The sequence below is a fragment of the Streptomyces sp. NPDC052299 genome (genome assembly GCF_040679335.1).
GTDB lineage: Bacteria > Actinomycetota > Actinomycetes > Streptomycetales > Streptomycetaceae > Streptomyces.
In genome coordinates this window covers 159,701-176,358 of the sequence record NZ_JBFAUP010000005.1, presented here as the reverse complement: position 1 = coordinate 176,358, position 16,658 = coordinate 159,701, and the positions used below count along the sequence as shown (strand labels likewise).

Annotated in this window: 14 protein-coding genes and 1 pseudogene; 4 read left to right on the top strand and 11 right to left on the bottom strand. The window is 74.5% G+C overall.

What is annotated here, in order from left to right; all coding sequences use genetic code 11:
* Positions 1-95: 95 nt before the first annotated feature.
* From AB0L33_RS10665 to AB0L33_RS10655, 3 genes are all read right to left on the bottom strand, one after another.
* Positions 96-740 (bottom strand): HNH endonuclease family protein, encoded by a 645-nt coding sequence (locus tag AB0L33_RS10665; RefSeq protein WP_365679761.1) that lies wholly within the window; start codon positions 738-740, stop codon positions 96-98.
* Positions 741-1,098: 358 nt separating this feature from the next.
* Positions 1,099-1,761: an HAD-IA family hydrolase gene (locus AB0L33_RS10660; protein ID WP_365679759.1), complete on the bottom strand. Its 663-nt coding sequence runs from the start codon at positions 1,759-1,761 to the stop codon at positions 1,099-1,101.
* 164 nt (positions 1,762-1,925) lie between these two features.
* Positions 1,926-2,960 (bottom strand): peptidoglycan-binding domain-containing protein, encoded by a 1,035-nt coding sequence (locus tag AB0L33_RS10655; RefSeq protein WP_365679757.1) that lies wholly within the window; start codon positions 2,958-2,960, stop codon positions 1,926-1,928.
* On the opposite strand from AB0L33_RS10655, the gene AB0L33_RS10650 reads away from it, so the two are divergent.
* Entirely contained in the window at positions 2,949-5,159 is a 2,211-nt protein-coding gene (locus tag AB0L33_RS10650) for an MFS transporter (RefSeq protein WP_365679755.1), read from the top strand. The genes AB0L33_RS10655 and AB0L33_RS10650 overlap by 12 nt on opposite strands.
* A gap of 22 nt (positions 5,160-5,181) precedes the next feature.
* Here AB0L33_RS10650 and AB0L33_RS10645 read toward each other — a convergent pair whose 3' ends face one another.
* Entirely contained in the window at positions 5,182-5,670 is a 489-nt protein-coding gene (locus AB0L33_RS10645; RefSeq protein ID WP_365679752.1) for a GNAT family N-acetyltransferase, read from the bottom strand.
* 59 nt (positions 5,671-5,729) lie between these two features.
* On the opposite strand from AB0L33_RS10645, the gene AB0L33_RS10640 reads away from it, so the two are divergent.
* Positions 5,730-6,818, top strand: coding sequence for a serpin family protein (locus tag AB0L33_RS10640; protein WP_365679749.1), 1,089 nt, complete (start codon positions 5,730-5,732; stop codon positions 6,816-6,818).
* Here AB0L33_RS10640 and AB0L33_RS10635 read toward each other — a convergent pair.
* Positions 6,815-7,903, bottom strand: coding sequence for a DUF2330 domain-containing protein (locus AB0L33_RS10635; RefSeq protein WP_365679747.1), 1,089 nt, complete (start codon positions 7,901-7,903; stop codon positions 6,815-6,817). The two genes, AB0L33_RS10640 and AB0L33_RS10635, sit on opposite strands and share 4 nt — an antisense overlap.
* A 353-nt stretch (positions 7,904-8,256) precedes the next feature.
* On the opposite strand from AB0L33_RS10635, the gene AB0L33_RS10630 reads away from it, so the two are divergent.
* Both AB0L33_RS10630 and AB0L33_RS10625 read left to right on the top strand, forming a co-directional pair.
* Entirely contained in the window at positions 8,257-10,206 is a 1,950-nt protein-coding gene (locus tag AB0L33_RS10630) for a bifunctional glycosyltransferase 87/phosphatase PAP2 family protein (protein ID WP_365679745.1), read from the top strand.
* Positions 10,207-10,264: 58 nt separating this feature from the next.
* On the top strand, positions 10,265-10,432 hold the full coding sequence (locus AB0L33_RS10625) for a hypothetical protein (RefSeq protein ID WP_365679743.1): 168 nt from the start codon (positions 10,265-10,267) through the stop codon (positions 10,430-10,432).
* On the opposite strand, the pseudogene AB0L33_RS10620 reads toward AB0L33_RS10625, so the two are convergent.
* The 6 genes and pseudogenes from AB0L33_RS10620 to AB0L33_RS10595 form a co-directional block, all read right to left on the bottom strand.
* A pseudogene (locus tag AB0L33_RS10620) lies at positions 10,405-11,268 on the bottom strand (AEC family transporter); the annotation flags it as partial. The gene AB0L33_RS10625 and the pseudogene AB0L33_RS10620 sit on opposite strands and share 28 nt — an antisense overlap.
* A gap of 114 nt (positions 11,269-11,382) precedes the next feature.
* Complete coding sequence (locus AB0L33_RS10615) at positions 11,383-11,820, bottom strand: transglycosylase SLT domain-containing protein (protein ID WP_365679741.1); 438 nt, start codon at positions 11,818-11,820, stop codon at positions 11,383-11,385.
* 302 nt (positions 11,821-12,122) lie between these two features.
* The gene (locus tag AB0L33_RS10610; RefSeq protein ID WP_365679739.1) at positions 12,123-12,947 is read right to left on the bottom strand and encodes an ECF transporter S component; all 825 of its coding nucleotides are present in this window, start codon (positions 12,945-12,947) and stop codon (positions 12,123-12,125) included.
* Complete coding sequence (locus AB0L33_RS10605; protein WP_365679737.1) at positions 12,944-14,695, bottom strand: ATP-binding cassette domain-containing protein; 1,752 nt, start codon at positions 14,693-14,695, stop codon at positions 12,944-12,946. Before AB0L33_RS10605 ends, AB0L33_RS10610 begins: the two co-directional genes overlap by 4 nt.
* A complete protein-coding gene (locus AB0L33_RS10600; RefSeq protein WP_365679735.1) occupies positions 14,692-15,852 on the bottom strand; it encodes an energy-coupling factor transporter transmembrane protein EcfT in 1,161 nt (386 codons plus the stop codon). Before AB0L33_RS10600 ends, AB0L33_RS10605 begins: the two co-directional genes overlap by 4 nt.
* Positions 15,849-16,517, bottom strand: coding sequence for an SCO2322 family protein (locus AB0L33_RS10595; protein ID WP_365680124.1), 669 nt, complete (start codon positions 16,515-16,517; stop codon positions 15,849-15,851). The genes AB0L33_RS10600 and AB0L33_RS10595 overlap by 4 nt, the downstream gene beginning before the upstream one ends.
* Between the last annotated feature and the right edge of the window lie 141 nt (positions 16,518-16,658).

Sequence of the window (16,658 nt, the reverse complement as noted above, 5' to 3'; positions counted from 1 at the left end):
CGAAAACACGTCGGTGGCCCCGCCGGCCGGCCCGTCGTCGGGGCATCGGCCGGTGGGGCCACCGGAGTTGGGGTCGCGGTCGGGCGCTCCCGGCTTCAGCAGCCGCTGAGCGCGGACTGCAGGGCCGACTTCTCGGCCGAGTCGACGGACAGCTTGTAGTAGTGCTTCACGTGGACCCAGGCGCGCACGTAGGTGCACTTGTACGCGGCACGCGGCGGCATCCAGGACGCCGGGTCCTTGTCGCCCTTGGCCTGGTTGACGTTGTCCGTGACCGCGATCAGCTGCGGACGGGTCAAGTCGTTCGCGTACGCCTGCCGTTGGGCGGTGGTCCAGCCGGACGCGCCCGAGCGCCACGCCTCGGCGAGCGGCACCATGTGGTCGATGTCCAGGTCGGAGGCGGCGGTCCAGGTGGCGCCGTCGTACTCCGAGTACCAACTGCCGCCGGTGGCCGCGCAGCTGGAGTCCTGGGTGACGTTCGTGCCGTCGCGCTTCAGGACGACCTCGCGGGTGTTGCAGGCTCCCGACTGGGTGATCCAGTGCGGGAACTTGTCCCGGCTGTACCCGGTGGACGAGCCCTCCGCCTTCACGGTGAGCTCGCTCAGATAGGTGCGGGCGGTGGACGCGGAGACCGGAGTGGGCATGGCCGCCTGGGCGCTCGGCGCGGTGAGCAGACCGGTGGTGGCGGCGAGTGCGGCGGATGCGGCGAGGACGGCGATGCGACGCGCGTAGACACCTGACATGCGAACTCCCTTGATGTGGGGGGATGTGGACGGGCTGTCATGAACGGCCCGGCCATCGTGGCGGCGCCGGGTTTCCGTGGGGTGGGCGCCAGGTAACAGAGTGGCGACATGGGCACGTCACATCAAGGGATCTGACAAAGGGCTTCGTGGCGTGGGGGGCGTACGGGCAGGTGCGCGCGGGCGCGGTGAGCCGGGCCGGCGCGGCGGAGACGTCCTTGACCTGCGGGGGAGCGCATGCGTACGGCCCCCGCCCGGGATGGGCGAGGGCCGTACGGAGGTTCGTGGTGCTGGTGTTTGACCTGGGGTCAGCGGCCCCGGTGTCCGTCCCCGGTGGGGCGTCCGGCGCCCCGCGGGAAGGTTATCGCGCCTCGATGTGCAGCGTGATCGCGCCGTCCGCCGCCGCCTCGACGCGCAGCTGCGTCAGGTCGGCCACATGGGCGTCCGGGGCGTGGGCCCCGGCGCGCGGGCCGACGCCCACCACGCGCATCCCGGCCGCCCGGCCCGCCGCGATGCCCGCCTCGGAGTCCTCGAAGACCACGCAGTCCGCCGGGGCGAAGCCCAGAGCCGCGGCGCCCTTGAGGAAGCCCTCCGGGTCCGGCTTGCTGGCCCCGACGCTCTCGGCGGTGACGCGGAGATCCGGCATCCGCAGCCCGGCGGCGTTCATCCGGGCCGTGGCCAGTGCCAGGTCGGCCGAGGTGACCAGGGCGTGCGGGAGGGGGGTGATGGCGTCCATGAACGCGGGGGCGCCGCCGATCGGGACGACCCCGTCGGTGTCGGCGGTCTCCTCGGCGAGCATCACCTTGTTGTCCGCGTAGTTCTGCTCCATCGGGCGCTCCGGGAGCAGGACCGCCATGGTGGCGTAGCCCTGGCGGCCGTGGACAACCTTCAGCGCCTCTTCCGGGTCGAGGCCGTTCCGCAGCGCCCAGCGGCGCCAGCAGCGCTCCACGACGGCGTCGGAGTTCACCAGGGTGCCGTCCATGTCGAGCAGCAGGGCGCGGGCGGTGAGGGCGGTGGCCGGCATGGGCGTGCTCCAGGGCGGGGGAAGCGTTCGCCGCGGAGGTGAGCGGCGCGGGGGATCAAGCGGCCCCCGCCCGCCGGTCAGGGTGTGCGCGCAGGGGCCACTTTGTTTCTCCACGATACAAAAACCCGGTCGCGAATGCGAATCCCCTCCGGGAGGCGGGCCCGTCAGTGGCGTCCGCGCCCCGTCGTCCTCGCCTCCAGGGCGCTCCGGGTGTTCGGTCCGTAGACGCCGTCCGGGTCGCCCTCGATGTTCCACCAGGTCTGCAGGTCGCTCACGGCCCGCTCCGTGCGGTTTCCGTACTCCGAGTCGACCGGGCCGTTGTACACCCAGACCTCCCGCAGCCGGTTCTGGAGCTCCGCGACCTCCGCGCCCTGGTCGCCCCGCCTCAGGGTCTCCGCCTCGTCCGGCGAAGGGGCCACGCCCTCGGCCGGGGCGCTGCTGCTCGCGCTGGCCGAGGGGGACGCCGGGGTGCCCGCGCCCGGCGCCGAGGAGGACGCGGTGGCCGAGCGGGAGGCGGAGGGGGACGAGGAGGCGGACGACGACGCGGAGGCCGACGCGGACGAGGTGGGGGAGGCGGAACGGCTGGGCGACGAGGAGGCGGAGGGCGAGGCGGACGGCTCCGGCTCGCCGCTCTCCTCGGGGAGGCTGGTCACCGTGGAGGGCAGGGCCTGGTCGAGGTCGGCCTTCCCGTCGTCGTCCCCGTTGAACAGCCCTCCGACGAAGGCCGCCGTGCCGACCACGGCGACCACGGCCGCCCCCGCGATCACCGCGGCGAACGGCTTGCGGCGGCGCGGGGCCACCGGATCGCGGCCGGTGAGCAGGAGGGCGGTGTCGGCCGGATCACCGGCGTCCGCCGGAGGGGGGCCCGCCGGGTCCAGGAACAGCGGCATCGTGGTCGCCGCGTCGCCCTCGGGGCCGTACGTCTGCGGGGCGCCCGGCGGGGGCGCCGTCGGGGCCGTCGCGGTGCCCTCGCCCAGCGTCACGTACGGGCGGATGCGCAGCGGGTCGAAGTCCTCCGCCGCGGCCATCTCCGCGGACCGCTCGGCGTGGTGCTCGTCGGCGACGCGCTGCTGTTCGGCGGCCCGCTCCGAGTCGGTGGCGTAGCCGGGCGCACCGGTGTTCCGGCCCGCGCAGGCGCAGCCCGGACCGGCGCCCGGTCTGCTCTCCGTACCGCACTCCGGGCATATATGTCCGGCCATCGTGGGTCCCCTCCCCTTGAACTGCCTGCGATTATGCAGCCCGCCGCCGAGAAGCCCAATCGGATGGGCCCCCGGCAGGCCATAACGGTTCAGAACGGACAGGATGGGGGTGTAGCGGACCCGAGGAGACGTTTCATGGCCCAGCAGCAGAGCCCCCCGGCCCCCGGCGCGCCGGGCGCAGAACACTCCACGCGGTCGGTCCTGGTGGCGATCGGCGCACTGCTTCTCGGCATGCTGCTCGCGGCACTCGACCAGACCATCGTCTCCACCGCGCTGCCCACGATCGTCAGCGACCTCGGCGGGCTCGAACACCTGTCGTGGGTGGTCACCGCCTATCTGCTGGCCTCGACCGCGGCGACTCCTCTCTGGGGGAAGCTGGGCGACCAGTACGGGCGCAAGAAGCTGTTCCAGACCGCGATCGTCATCTTCCTGATCGGCTCCGCGCTCTGCGGTCTCGCCCAGAACATGCCCCAGCTGATCGGCTTCCGCGCCCTTCAGGGGCTCGGCGGCGGCGGTCTGATGGTGCTGTCGATGGCGATCGTCGGTGACATCGTCCCGCCCCGCGAGCGCGGCAAGTACCAAGGGCTCTTCGGTGCCGTGTTCGGTGCGACGAGCGTCCTCGGGCCGCTGCTCGGCGGCTTCTTCACGCAGCACCTCAGCTGGCGCTGGGTCTTCTACATCAACCTCCCGATCGGCGTCGTCGCCCTCCTGGTGATCGCCGCCGTGCTGCACATCCCGGTCCGCCGGACGAAGCACACCATCGACTACCTGGGCACCTTCCTCATCGCCTCGGTCGCCACCTGCCTCGTCCTCGTCGCCTCGCTCGGCGGCACCACCTGGCCCTGGGGCTCGTGGAAGATCATCGGCCTCGCGGTGCTGGCCGCGGTGCTCCTGATCGCGTTCGTGTTCGTGGAGCGGCGCGCCGCCGAGCCGGTGCTGCCGCTGAAGCTGTTCCGGATCAGGACCTTCAGCCTCGTCGCGGTGATCAGCTTCGTCGTCGGCTTCGCGATGTTCGGCGCGATGACCTATCTGCCGACCTTCCTCCAGGTCGTGCACGGCATCACGCCGACGATGTCGGGTGTCCACATGCTGCCCATGGTGTTCGGGCTGCTCATCACCTCGACGGTGTCCGGCCAGATCGTCAGCCGTACGGGCCGCTGGAAGGTGTTCCCGATCGCCGGTACCGGCATCACCGCGATCGGGCTGCTGCTCCTGCACCGGCTGACGGTGTCCAGCGGGACCTGGGAGATGAGCGCGTACTTCTTCGTGTTCGGCGCGGGTCTCGGTCTGGTGATGCAGGTCCTCGTGCTGGTCGTGCAGAACGCCGTCTCGTACCGGGACCTCGGCGTGGCGACCTCGGGGGCGACGTTCTTCCGGTCCATCGGGGCCTCGTTCGGCGTGGCGATCTTCGGCACCATCTTCACCAACCGGCTCACCGACAAACTCGGCGACGCGCTCGACGGACGGCCGCTGCCGCCCGGGGTCGACGCGGACAGCCTGGCCGCCGACCCGCGGGCCATCGGACAGCTGCCGGACGCGCTGCGGGGGCCGGTGCTCCAGGCGTACTCGACGTCGATCACGGACGTCTTCCTGTACGCGGCACCGGTCGTCCTGGTCGCCTTCCTCTTCGCCTGGCTGCTCAAGGAGGACAAGCTGCGCGGCTCGGTGACGGCGCCGGACCCCAGCGAGACCCTGGCGTCCAACCCGGTCGAGCGCTCCTCGTACGACGAGTGCGCGCGGGCCCTGTCCGTGCTGGCCACCCGGGAGGGCCGCCGTGAGGTCTACGTCAGGATCACCGAGAAGGCGGGCCTCGACCTGCTGCCCGCCGCCAGCTGGATACTGCTGCGGATCAAGCGCCACGGCACGGTGGAGCCCGCCCGGCTCGCCGAGGTGGCGCCCGTGCCGCTGCGGGTGATCAACGACGCCGCCCGCCAGCTGGAGGGGCGCGGGCTCGTCCGGCGGGTCGGGGTGCAGATGGTGCTCACCGAGCCCGGAGCCGAGGCGGTGGTGAAGCTCGCCCAGGCCCGTGAGGACTCCCTCGCCGAGCTGCTGGGCGACTGGTGGGGGCCGGACCGGCCGACGGACCTGGTCGCGCTGGTCTCCGAGCTGACGCGGGAGACCAGCGGGTCGAGCAAGGAGCGCCCGCACAGCCCCGAGCCGAAGCGCGACCACGCGGCGGGGCACCCGCAGCGGGACTGACCTGCGGCCGTGACGAAAGGCCCTAAGCCTCCGGGGCGACGTCCTTGGCGAACCAGCGCTCCGCGTACGGCCCCCGGTTGAACGCCGGGACCTCCCGGAAGCCGTGCTTGGCGTACAGGCCGCGCGCCTCCACCAGATCGTTCCGGGTGTCCAGCCGGAGCAGGGCCGCCCCCAGCGCCCGGGCCCGCTCCTCCAGCGCCGCGAGCAGCAGCCCGCCGCCGCCCGTGCCCCGGAACTCCGGGCGGACGTAGACCCGGGTCAGCTCCGCCGTGTCCGCGGCCACGAGGACCAGGCCCGCGCAGGCGGCCGCCCGGCCGTCGAAGCGGCCGACGACGAAGTCACCGGTCGGCGCGGTCAGCAGCGCGGCGCCGTCGTCGGTGAGGCCGTCCTCGATCTCCTCGGCCGTCGCCGGGCGCCCCCAGTAGCGTCCGGCCACCTCGGCGTAGTAGTCCCGCCGGAGCAGGGCCGCGGCCGGGGAGTCGAAGGGTTCGGGTGCGACGGTCCAGGTCATTGGGCCATTCTTGCTACCGCACAGGTGTATGAGCCAAGCGATTTCGAGGGGGCGGAGCGGTGACGCAGGTGAACGGGGCCCAGGTGGTCCGGCGGCTCGGTGAGCGGTGGATCCGGGAGCTGGCCGGGCCGGGCGGTGACTTCGTCTGCTCGCCCGCCGGGCTGTGGCTGGCCCTGACCGCACTCGCGGCCGGGGCGCGCGGGGAGACCGCCGGGGAGCTGCGGGCGGTGCTCGGGGTGGCCGGGGACGAGGCGGCCGGGGCGGCGACGGCCACCGCCCGGGCGCTGGCCGCCACCGACGGGCTGGGCGTGGCGACCCGGGTGTGGACCCGGACCCCGGTGCGGCGCGGGCTCCGGAAGGCGCTGCCGGACATCGGCTTCGGGCCCATGGACCCGGACAAGGCCGACGCCTGGGTCAGGAAGACGACCGGCGGGCTCATCGAGCGGCTGCCGGTGGCCGTGAACGCCCAGACGCTGCTGGTGCTCGTCAACGCGCTCGCGGTCCGGACCGACTGGGTGTTCCCCTTCAACCGGGAGGTGACCCGGGACCGGCCGTTCACCGACGCGGCGGGCGTCACCCGGGAGGTGCCCACGATGGCCGGGAAGCCCCCGGCGATGGACGTCTGGATGACCGGCGGCGCGTTCGTCCTGGACCTGCGCTGCTCCCGTCAGCGGGGAGGGCCGCCGCCGGTCAAGGTGCGCCTCGTGCTGGGGCGGCCGGGCGACGGGGCGGCCGAGGTGCTTCCGGCGGCCTGGGCGCCGAAGGAGGCGCGGACCGCGCTGAACGTGGACATCCTGACCGTCACGGTCCCGCGTTTCTCCCTGCGTACGCACATCCGGGCCACCGACCACCTGTCGGCGCTCGGGATACGCCTCGCGACGACCCCCGCCGCCGACTTCTCCGGGCTCTCGGCCACCCCGCTCATGCTCTCCGAGGCGGTGCAGGAGGCCGTGCTGACGGTGACCGAGGAGGGCCTGTCGGCGGCCGCCGTGACGGCGCTGCCCGCACCGGCCGGCGCGGAGGCGGGCCCGCCCCCGCGCTGCCTGCACCTCGCCTTCGACCGGCCCTTCGGCATCGCCGTCCTGGACCCGGGCGAGGAGGTCCCGCTCTTCGCCGGCTGGCAGGCGGAGACCCCCTCGGAGCCCTAGCTCAGCGGCGGCGGCGTGAAGACCGGCGGCGGGGGCAGTACCGGGCGCCGCCGCCGGGCGCGTACGACCAGGAACAGGGGCAGGGCCACCAGCAGCACCGCGCCGCCGAGCAGCGTCAGCAGCCAGGCCGGCATGCCGCCCCAGGTCAGCAGCGCGTCCCGGTAGCGGACGGTCCGGTACGGGGTGTCCTCGGCGGTCGCCCGCAGCTCGTGGTCGCCGTCGATCCGCTCCGGCGACGGGAAGTACTGGTCGATGGCCGTCACGAAGACCGGCTTGTCCCCGGTGACCGCCGCCAGCGCCTCGTACGGCTCCTCCGCGGGGTCGACGCGGCCCGCGTACGAGACCTTCGGGGGCCGCCCGCCGATCGCGTCGCGCGGTTCCATGCGGTGGTCGGCCAGGACGTACAGACCGAGCGACTGCGGGGTGGCGGCCAGCTTGGACAGGCGCATCGGATAGACCAGCCGGTCGCTGGCGAACCGCAGCCGCAGCGGTTCGAGCGTCCCGCTCAGCGTGCCCCGGTTCTCCGGCGCGAGCCGCACCGCCACGTACTCCCACCTCTGCTCGACGTACGGGTTCAGGGCCGTGGCGAGGCGGTCCGGCAGCTCGAAGCCGTTCTCCTTCAGCCAGCTCTCCAGCGCCTCCGGGTCGGTCGCCGCAAGCCGCGCCACGTCGAACGGGCCGAGCCGTTCCCGGCCGACCACGTCGACCGGGGCGCCGGGCTTGGGGGCGGCGGCGCTGTCCCCCGCGGAGTTCCCCGAACCGCTGAACGGCCAGTCCTTGCCGCGGGGCCAGAAGTAGTGCCGTTCCTCGGTGACCGGGGCGGTGATCGCACTGAGCTCGGAGAACAGCGCCGCGTCCCCCAGCTCGACCGTGGCGCGGTGCGGCACCGGCATGATCCAGGCCGCGTCCGGCGCGTTCCCCCGGACGCTCAGCTGCATGACGATCTGCTCGGTACGGCCGTCCCAGCCGACCGCCGACGTCTCCCGGTCGACCGCCACCTGGCTGTTCCGGTTCACCACCATCGCCCCGCAGCCGCACGCGTACGCGGGTGCGATCAACGACCCCACCTGAAGCGACACCAGCATCAGGAGCAGGGAGAGCCCCCGGACCAGCCAGCCCCCCGTCCTTCCGTTTCTCCCCGCGCGCCGCATCTTCCGTCCTCCCCGTCGTTACTGATCACGGGCTCAGACGTGCCCGGGCCCCGGCCGGTTCCGGGCCCGCCGCACACCCGGACGGGGGAACTTTCGGCCGAAGCCGGGTGACAGTCAGGCATAAAAGGGGTTGATCGGGTCTACCCAAGAGCACAATGCGAAGGTTTCACACATGCCGGACAATCGGCCGGCATCGGACCTTGGAGGGTCGGCGCAGCGTGGCGAACGCGGAGCACGGTGGCAGCACAGGCGCGACGGCGGGAGCGGGGACCGGAACGGTACGGGCGGTGCTCTGGCTGGTCGTGGCCGCACTGGCCGTCCGGCAGATGGCGGTGGTGCTGCGGCAGCCGCCGGGCGAACGGCTCATCGATCTGGAGACCTGGATCGGTGACAACGGGGTGCTCCACGTGACCGGTTCGCTGTACGACACCGACCGGTTCACCGGCACCCCGTTCTCCGGGCTCGTCCTCAAGCCGCTGACCCGCACCGCCGAACAGAGCCTCGGGGTCGCCTGGACCTCCGGCTCGCTGTTGCTCGTCGCCGCCCTCGGCCTCGTCGCCGCCCGCGCCCTGCCGGGGCCGGTCGGCCGGCGCACCGCGCTGCTCGCCGCGCCCGTCGCGATCAGCCTGCTGATGCTCTCGCTGCCGGTGCGCAACGCCTTCCACCTCGGCCAGGTCAGCATCCTGCCCGTCCTCCTGGTCCTCGTCGGCCTCTTCGTCGTCCGGGGCGAGCGCGGGGCCGGGGCGCTCATCGGCGTCGCCGCCGCCCTCCAGCCGACCGTGCTGCTCTTCGCCCTCCTGCTGTGGCTCACCGGAAGGCGCCGTTCCGCGCTCACCGTGGCCGCCTCGTTCGCCGCCTGCACGGCGCTGGCGTGGGCCGCGATGCCGCACGACTCGTGGACGTACTGGGTGCACCACGTCGCCGGGGCGGGCCTCGGCGACCAGGCGGACAGCCTCGCCAACCAGTCCCTGCACGGCGCGCTGCTGCGCTTGGGCCTCGCCGGGCCGCCGGAGATCGCGCTGTTCCTGGCGCTGGCCGCCACCGTCGGCGTCATCGGCCTGCGCCGCGCCGTGCGGTACGCGCGCGACGGGCAGCTCCTGCTCGCGGTGGCCGTCACCGGCTGCGTCGCCGTCGCCGTGTCCCCGACCGCCTGGCAGCACCAGCTGCTCTGGGTGCTGCTCGCCGTGGCCGGCCGGGCGGGCCGCAGCGCGTCCGACCGCCTGGTGTGGCCCGCCGTCGTCGTCCTGGTGACGACGCTGCCGGGCACGATGCTGCTGCCGAACATCGGGGCGGTGTTCCCGGTGCGCGACAACGTGCTGCTGATCGCCGCCCTCGGGGCCGCCTGCGTGACGCCGTTCCTGCCGCGCACCTCCCCGTACTGGCGCACGCCCGTGCCCACCGCGTACGCGCAGCCCGTCCCGGCCCGCTGGAGCCGGGTGCCGCTGCTGCCCGTCCGGCGGCGGGTGCTCAGCCGGCCCAACCTGCTCCTGGAACTCCTCCTGATCCGCGTCGTCTACTCCGCCTACGGGCACGTCAGGCTGGCCGCCACCGCCGGGCGGGACACCGCCGAGCGGCACGGGCACCAGATCCACGCGCTCGAACAGTGGCTGCACATCGACATCGAGCACCGGATCAACCACGCGGTCGCGGGCGTCGGCGGGCTGCGGGACTTCTTCGACTCCTACTACTCGACGTTCCACTTCCTCGTCCCGCTGGCGATCCTCGCCGTGCTGTACGTGCGCCGCCCCGCCGACTACCGCTGGGCCCGGTCCACCCTCGGCTTCGCCACGCTCCTCGCGCTCGTCGGCTTCTGGCTCTACCCGCTGGCCCCGCCGAGGCTGATGCCCGGGCTCGGCTTCATCGACACGGTCCACGGGGTGCAGGACTTCGGCAAGCCCGACTACGGGGCGCTGACGGCGGTGACCAACCAGTACGCGGCCATGCCCTCGCTGCACTTCGGCTGGTCCCTGTGGTGCGGGGTGATCATCGTGCTGCTCGCCCCCAAGGTGTGGATGAAGGCGCTCGGGGTGCTGCATCCGCTGTTCACGGTCTCCGCGATCGTCGCGACCGCCAACCACTGGGTGCTGGACGCGGTGGGCGGGGCGGCCGTCGTCGCGCTCGGGTTCCTCCTCGCTTACGTGCTGGCGGGGCCGCGCCGGCTGCGGGTGGCGCCACGGGCGGCGGAGGGCGAGGCGGTCCGTGCGCCGGACGACGGGGCGCTGGCGGGCAGCCGGTAGCCGCGCGCGGGCGAAGGGGTGCGGGAGACGTGAAAACGTCCCCGCAACCCTTCGCCGTGTGGATCGTCGCCCCTTCAGCATCCGCCCGGCGGCCGCCCCTCGCCACCCGGACGGCCTAGGCCCCAGCGCCCACGCCGCCACCGAGAGCGTGACCATCGACACCAGCGTGGAGGCCACGATCGCGTCGCGGGCGGGCCCCGTGGCCAGGCCGTACTCGCGGGCGTAGATGAAGGAGTTCTGCGCGGTGGGCAGCGCCGCGCACAGCACGACCGCGAGCAGCTGGTGGTCCGGGAGGCGCAGCAGCGGGCCCGCGACGAGCAGGGCGGCCAGCGGCTGGCCCAGGGTCTTCACGGCGACGACGACCGCGGTCTCCGCCCGCTCCCGGCGCGCCCGGCCCCCGCCCCCCGGGCCCCGGTGCAGCGACAGGCCCAGGGTGATCAGGGCCGTCGGCACCGCCGCCGCGCCCAGCACGTCGCACGGGTGCGCCACGGCGGCCGGCAGCCGCAGCCCCGTCGCGGAGACGGCCACACCGAGCAGCGAGGCCAGGATGATCGGGTTGCGCAGCGGCATCGTGAGCAGCCGCCGCACCCGGCCGCCGGGGCGCCGCCCGTCCGCCCCGCTCGTGCCGGAGTCCAGCAGCGTCAGGATCACCGGCGAGAGCACCAGCACCTGGAAGAGGATGACCTGGGCGACGAACGAGGCGTCGCCCAGCACCTGGACCGCCACCGGGATGCCCAGGTTCGCGGAGTTCACATGGCCCGAGGACATCGCGCCGATCGCCGCGTCCGCCCGCCCCCGGCCGAAGACCCGCCGGACGAGGACGAACCCGGCCCCCGCCGCGACGGCCGTGCTCGCCGCGAAGGCCACCAGCGACGGATGGCCGAACACGTCCGGGCTCGCCCCCGACACCATCGTGAACAGGGCGGCGGGCATGGCCACATGGAAGACGAACCGGCCGAGCACGGCCTCCGCCTGCTCCCCGAGCAGCCCGCCGCGCCCGACCGCGTAACCGATGCCGGTCAGGACCCAGATGGGGGCGAAGGCGGAGAGCAGGGCGTGCATGGCCGCCATGATCCCCGTACGCGTGTTCGGGACCGTGGCCGGCCCCGGACAGGCCGAAGCCCCGGCCGCGGTGCGGTCGGGGCTTCGGGGGTCACCGGATCGAGCCGGGCCGGCTCAGTACCAGTTGTGGGCCTGCCAGAAGGACCAGGCGCCACAGGGGCTGCCGTAGCGGGAGTTCATGTAGTCCAGACCCCACTTGATCTGCGTGCCGGGGTTGGTCTTCCAGTCCGAGCCGGCGGACGCCATCTTCGAACCGGGCAGCGCCTGGACCAGGCCGTAGGCGCCGGAGGAGGCATTGGTCGCGCTCGGGTTCCAGCCGCTCTCGTGGCTGACGATGTTGCTGAAGCACTGGAACTGCGCGTCGTCGCCGATCATCTGCTTCGCCGTGTCCTGAGCGCTCCCGGCGGAGGTCGGTGCGGCGGACGGGGCCGCCATGGCCGGGGAGACACCCAGGCCGATGCCGGTGGCGCCCAGCAGCACGGAGGCGCCTGCGATGGCGGCCTTGCGACGGGTGGTACGGGGCTTGGCGATGAGGTTACGGGCGAACGTCACAGGAAACCTAACGGTGGGGGACGGGGGAGTCGCGGCTCGGTCCGAATCCTGCGTGGACCGGCGCTCGTTGACCGCGATCCCGGTGAGGAGCCTGCGGTGCTCGGCGACGGGATCCAGTCTTAGCGAGCCCGTTCGGCCGTGGCAACGACCCCTGTTACGACCCCGCCTCGCACCCGGGGCCCAAGGTCCCGAACCGCCCCAAAACGCTCCGTGGCAGGTCGTGCGGGGTGCTTCGGAGCCCGGGAGGCCCCGTGCCCGGCTCCTATGCCGCTTCGTACAGGACCAAGGTCCTGTGGGTGCCCTCACTCGCCAGGGGCGCCGAATGTGACCTGGGCCTCGAAGGAAGCGCGCCGAGTCGCCCGCCGCAGCGCCTTCAGCAGCGGCGCCCCGACCGCCAGCGTCAGCACGATCGTGAGCACCGCCCGGCCCAGGTCCCAGCCGAGCGAGGTCGTCGCGCAGTACGCGAGGAAGCGGACCAGGTTGTCGCCCAGCGGATCACCGGCCCGGAACGAGATGCCCGAGGCGAGGCCCGGCACGATCGTCCACCCGTACAGATTCATGATCGTCCCGTACGCCAGCGAGGCGACGGCGCCGTAGGCCGCGAGCATCAGCAGCTCGCCGCGCCCGCGCAGCCGGTCCGGGCCGGGCAGCAGCCCCGCGCCCATCGTGAACCAGCTCATCGAGAGCATCTGGAACGGCATCCACGGCCCCACCCCACCGGTCAGCAGCGCGGACGCGAACATCGTCACGGACCCCAGCACGAAGCCGAAGCCCGGCCCCAGCACCCGCCCGCTCAGCACCATCAGGAAGAACATCGGCTCCAGCCCCGCCGTGCCCGCCCCCAGCGGACGCAGCGCCGCCCCGACCGCGGCCAGCACCCCCAGCATCGCGACCGCCTTCGCGTCGAGCCCGGCGTCCGCGATCATCGCGACCACCACCCCGACCAGCAGCGGCAGCAGCGCGGCGAACAGCCACGGCGCGTCCTGCGCGTGCGCGAGCCCGGAGTCCCGGTCCGCGAGCAGCGGCCACCCGAAGGCGGCGATCCCGATCGCGCTGATCAGCACCAGCGCGACGACCGCCCGGGGGCCCAGCCGGACCGGGCGGCCGCGCGGCCGCACGCCGTTCACGCGCCACCCCCCAGGGCCGCGCGGACCTGGGAGACGGTGAGCCATTCCTGCGGGGCCAGGACCTTGGCGGTCTGCGGGGCGAACGCGGGCGAGGACACCACCACCTCGGCGGTCGGGCCGTCCGCGACGACCTCCCCGTCGGCGAGGATCACCACCCGGTGCGCCAGCTCGGCGGCCAGCTCCACGTCATGGGTGGCGAGCACGATGGCGTGGCCCTCGGCGGCCAGCGCGCGCAGCACCCCGACCAGCCGGGCCTTCGCCGCGTAGTCCAGCCCCCGGGTCGGCTCGTCCAGGAGCAGCAGCGGCGGCCGGGCGGTGAGCACCACGGCGAGGGCCAGGGCCAGGCGCTGCCCCTCGGACAGGTCGCGGGGGTGCGTGTCGTCCCCGACGTCCGGCAGCAGCTCCGACACCAGGGCCCGGCAGCTGCCCGGCTCCGCCCCGGCGTCCGCGTCCGCCGCCGCGCACTCGGCGGCGACCGTGTCCGCGTACAGCAGGTCGCGCGGCTCCTGCGGTACGAGGCCGACGCGGCGCACCATCTCGCGCGGCGGCGTCCGGTGCGGGGGCAGGCCCCCGGTCAGGACGGTGCCGGAGGAGGGCTCGACCATGCCGACGAGGGCGCCGAGCAGCGTGGACTTGCCCGCGCCGTTGCGCCCCATCAGGGCCACGGTCTCGCCCGCCCCGACGGTGAGCGACACCCGGCGCAGCGCCTCGACCCGGCCGCGCCGCACCCCGAGCCGTTCTGCACGAGCGGCGGGGGCACCGGTGACGGGTTCCGGGGCGGGGACGGTCCGCGGGGCGCGGCCGATGAGGCGGGCGAGGGTGCCCCGGCGGGGGACGGCGGGGCGGGCGGGCCCGGCGGGCGCGGACGGCCGGGGCGCGTCCGGTGCCGGGTGCGGGGCGGCCTCGGCCTGCGTTCCCGCATCCGGCGCCACGTTCGCCAGCCGGTCCCGCAGGCCGCCGGCCCTCCGTCGCGCGTCGCGGACCGTGAGGGGCAGCGGCTCCCAGCCGGCGAGGCGGCCGAGCGCGACGACCGGGGGGTGCACCGGGGAGACCGCCATCACCTCGGCGGGCGTGCCCATGACCGGGGCGGCGCCCGGCGAGGGGAGCAGGACGACCCGGTCCGCGTACTGCACCACGCGCTCCAGCCGGTGTTCCGCCATCAGGACCGTGGTGCCCAGGTCGTGGACGAGCCGCTGGAGGACCGCGAGGACCTCCTCGGCCGCGGCCGGGTCCAGCGCGGACGTCGGCTCGTCCAGCACCAGGACCCGGGGGTGCGGGGTGAGGACCGAGCCGATCGCGACCCGCTGCTGCTGGCCCCCGGACAGGGTGGCGATCGGGCGGTCGCGCAGCCCGGCCAGGCCCAGCAGGTCGAGGGTCTCCTCGACCCGCCGCCGCATCACGGCCGGGGCCAGGCCCAGCGACTCCATGCCGTAGGCGAGCTCGTCCTCGACCGTGTCGGTGACGAAGTGCGCCAGCGGGTCCTGGCCCACGGTGCCGACCAGGTCGGCCAGCTCCCGGGGCTTGTGCGTCCGGGTGTCCCGCCCGCCCACGGTGACCCGCCCGGTCAGCAGCCCGCCCGTGAAGTGCGGCACGAGCCCCGAGACGGCACCGAGCAGCGTCGACTTGCCGACCCCCGAGGGGCCGACGAGCAGCACCAGCTCACCCTCCGGGACGGTCAGGTCGACCCCCGAGAGCGTGGGGCGCTCCGCCCCCTCGTACCGCACCGAAACAGCGTCGAACCGGATCACACCTTCTCCTGGAAGCCTGTGGGGGAGGGCGGGACGGGGGCGACCACCGCCGGAAGCAGCCCGAGCAGCACGGCGGCGGCCGGCCACAGCGGCAGCACGGGAGCGGTCAGCGGCACGACCCCGGGGTGCAGCGCCGCCGGGTCGGCGTTCCCGGCCCGGATCATGGCCACGGCGACGGCCGCGCCGGACCCGGCGATCAGCCACGCCCGTACGTCCCAGCGGTCGGGCCGGTAGCGGGTCCGCACCGAACGCGCCCCGCCGAGCCGCAGCCCCGCCGCCGCGGCGAGGAGACCGGCGGCCAGCAGCGGGAGGCCGTAACCGGCGCCCTCCGCGGCGAGCAGCCCGTACGTACCGGCGCACACCCCGAGCAGCCCGCCGAGCGTCAGGACGTTCGTGGTGTGCCGGACGGCGGCCGGGACCCGGGCGGTGCGCCCGTAACCGCGCGCGTCCATGGAGGCGGCGACGGCGACCGACCGTTCGAGGGCGCCCTCCAGGACTGGCAGACCGATCTGGAGGACGGCCCGCACCCCGCCGGTCGGGCGTCCGCGCAGCCGGCGGGCGGTGCGCAGCCGCAGCACGTCGGCGACCATGTTCGGCGCGAACGTCATCGCCACGACGACGGCGACCCCGGCCTCGTACAGCGCGCCGGGCAGCGACTTCAGCAGCCGGGCCGGGTTGGCGAGGGAGTTCGCCGCGCCGACACAGATCAGCAGGGCCGCCAGCTTCGCCCCGTCGTACAGCGCGAACAGCAGCTGCTCGGCGGTGACCCGGCCGCCGATCCGGACGCCCTTCGCCCAGTCGGGCAGCGGCACCTCGGGCAGCGTGAACACGGTGTGCGTGCCGGGGATCGGCGAGCCGAGGAAGACGGAGAACAGCAGCCGCACCGCGATCACGAAGAGCCCGATCCGGATGAACATGCCGTACGACCGGGCCCACGGCGCGTCCGTGCGGCGCGCCGCCACCACGTAACCCGCGACGCCGACCAGCAGGCCGAGCAGCAGCGGGTTGGTGGTCCGGGACGCGGCGGTGGCCAGGCCCAGCGCCCACAGCCACCACGCCCCGGCCGGCACCGCGTTGGAGCGGGTCGCGGCGGGGGCGCGCCAGGCGGGGAGCCGGTCCGCGGTGCTCTTCGTGCGGCCGGCCGTCGAGCCGGTCATCCGCGGCGGCGGCGGGCCTGCGCGACTGCGGCGATGCCGAGGAGCAGCACCGCGCCGATCCCGACGAGGACGCCCGCGGACGGGCCGCCGTCGTCGCCGTGGCCGCCGGTGGAGGCGGCGTCGGACGCGGCGGCCGAGGCGGGTGCCTTGCTGCCGCCGGCCGTGCCGTCGTGGGAAGCGCCGCCGTCCGTGCCGCCGGTCGCGGCGCCGGAGACCTGCTCGCCGCAGCCGGTGGCCGGGTAGCCGGAGATCGCGCAGAGCATCGCGCTCGCGTCGTAGCGCAGCGGCTTGGCGACCGCGGCCAGGGCCTCCGCGCTGCTCGCGTCCTTCGCCACCCGTGCGCAGGCGGTGCGCGGCGGGGGCGGCGTCTCGCCGTCCGGCGCGTCGGCCGCGGTGCCCGGGTCGATGACGACGGCGACGCGCTTGCTGCCGTCCTTCGCCGGGGTGTCCGCGCAGATCTTCGCGAAGTCGGGGGCGTTGCGCGGCTTGGAGGCGTCCTGGGAGTCCGCGCTCACCGAGAAGCGGAACCCCTGCACCGAGCCGTCCTCGGGCCGGACGAGCGACGGCCCCTGGGTGGCGTACGACCAGCCGCTCCCGGAGCCCTCCCAGAACGACCAGTAGCGGTAGCCCGCCGCCTGCGCCGTGCCCGCGCCGAGCAGCGCCAGGACGGCACCGAGGACGAGGAGCGCGAGCGCCCGTCCGACGCGGCGGTGGGGCTGCCGGGTGGCCTCGGACCGGGCGGCCACGCCCCGGCACGCACGCTTCCGGCGTTGTCGTCGGTCAGCGACGCTCCGCGTCGACTCCCT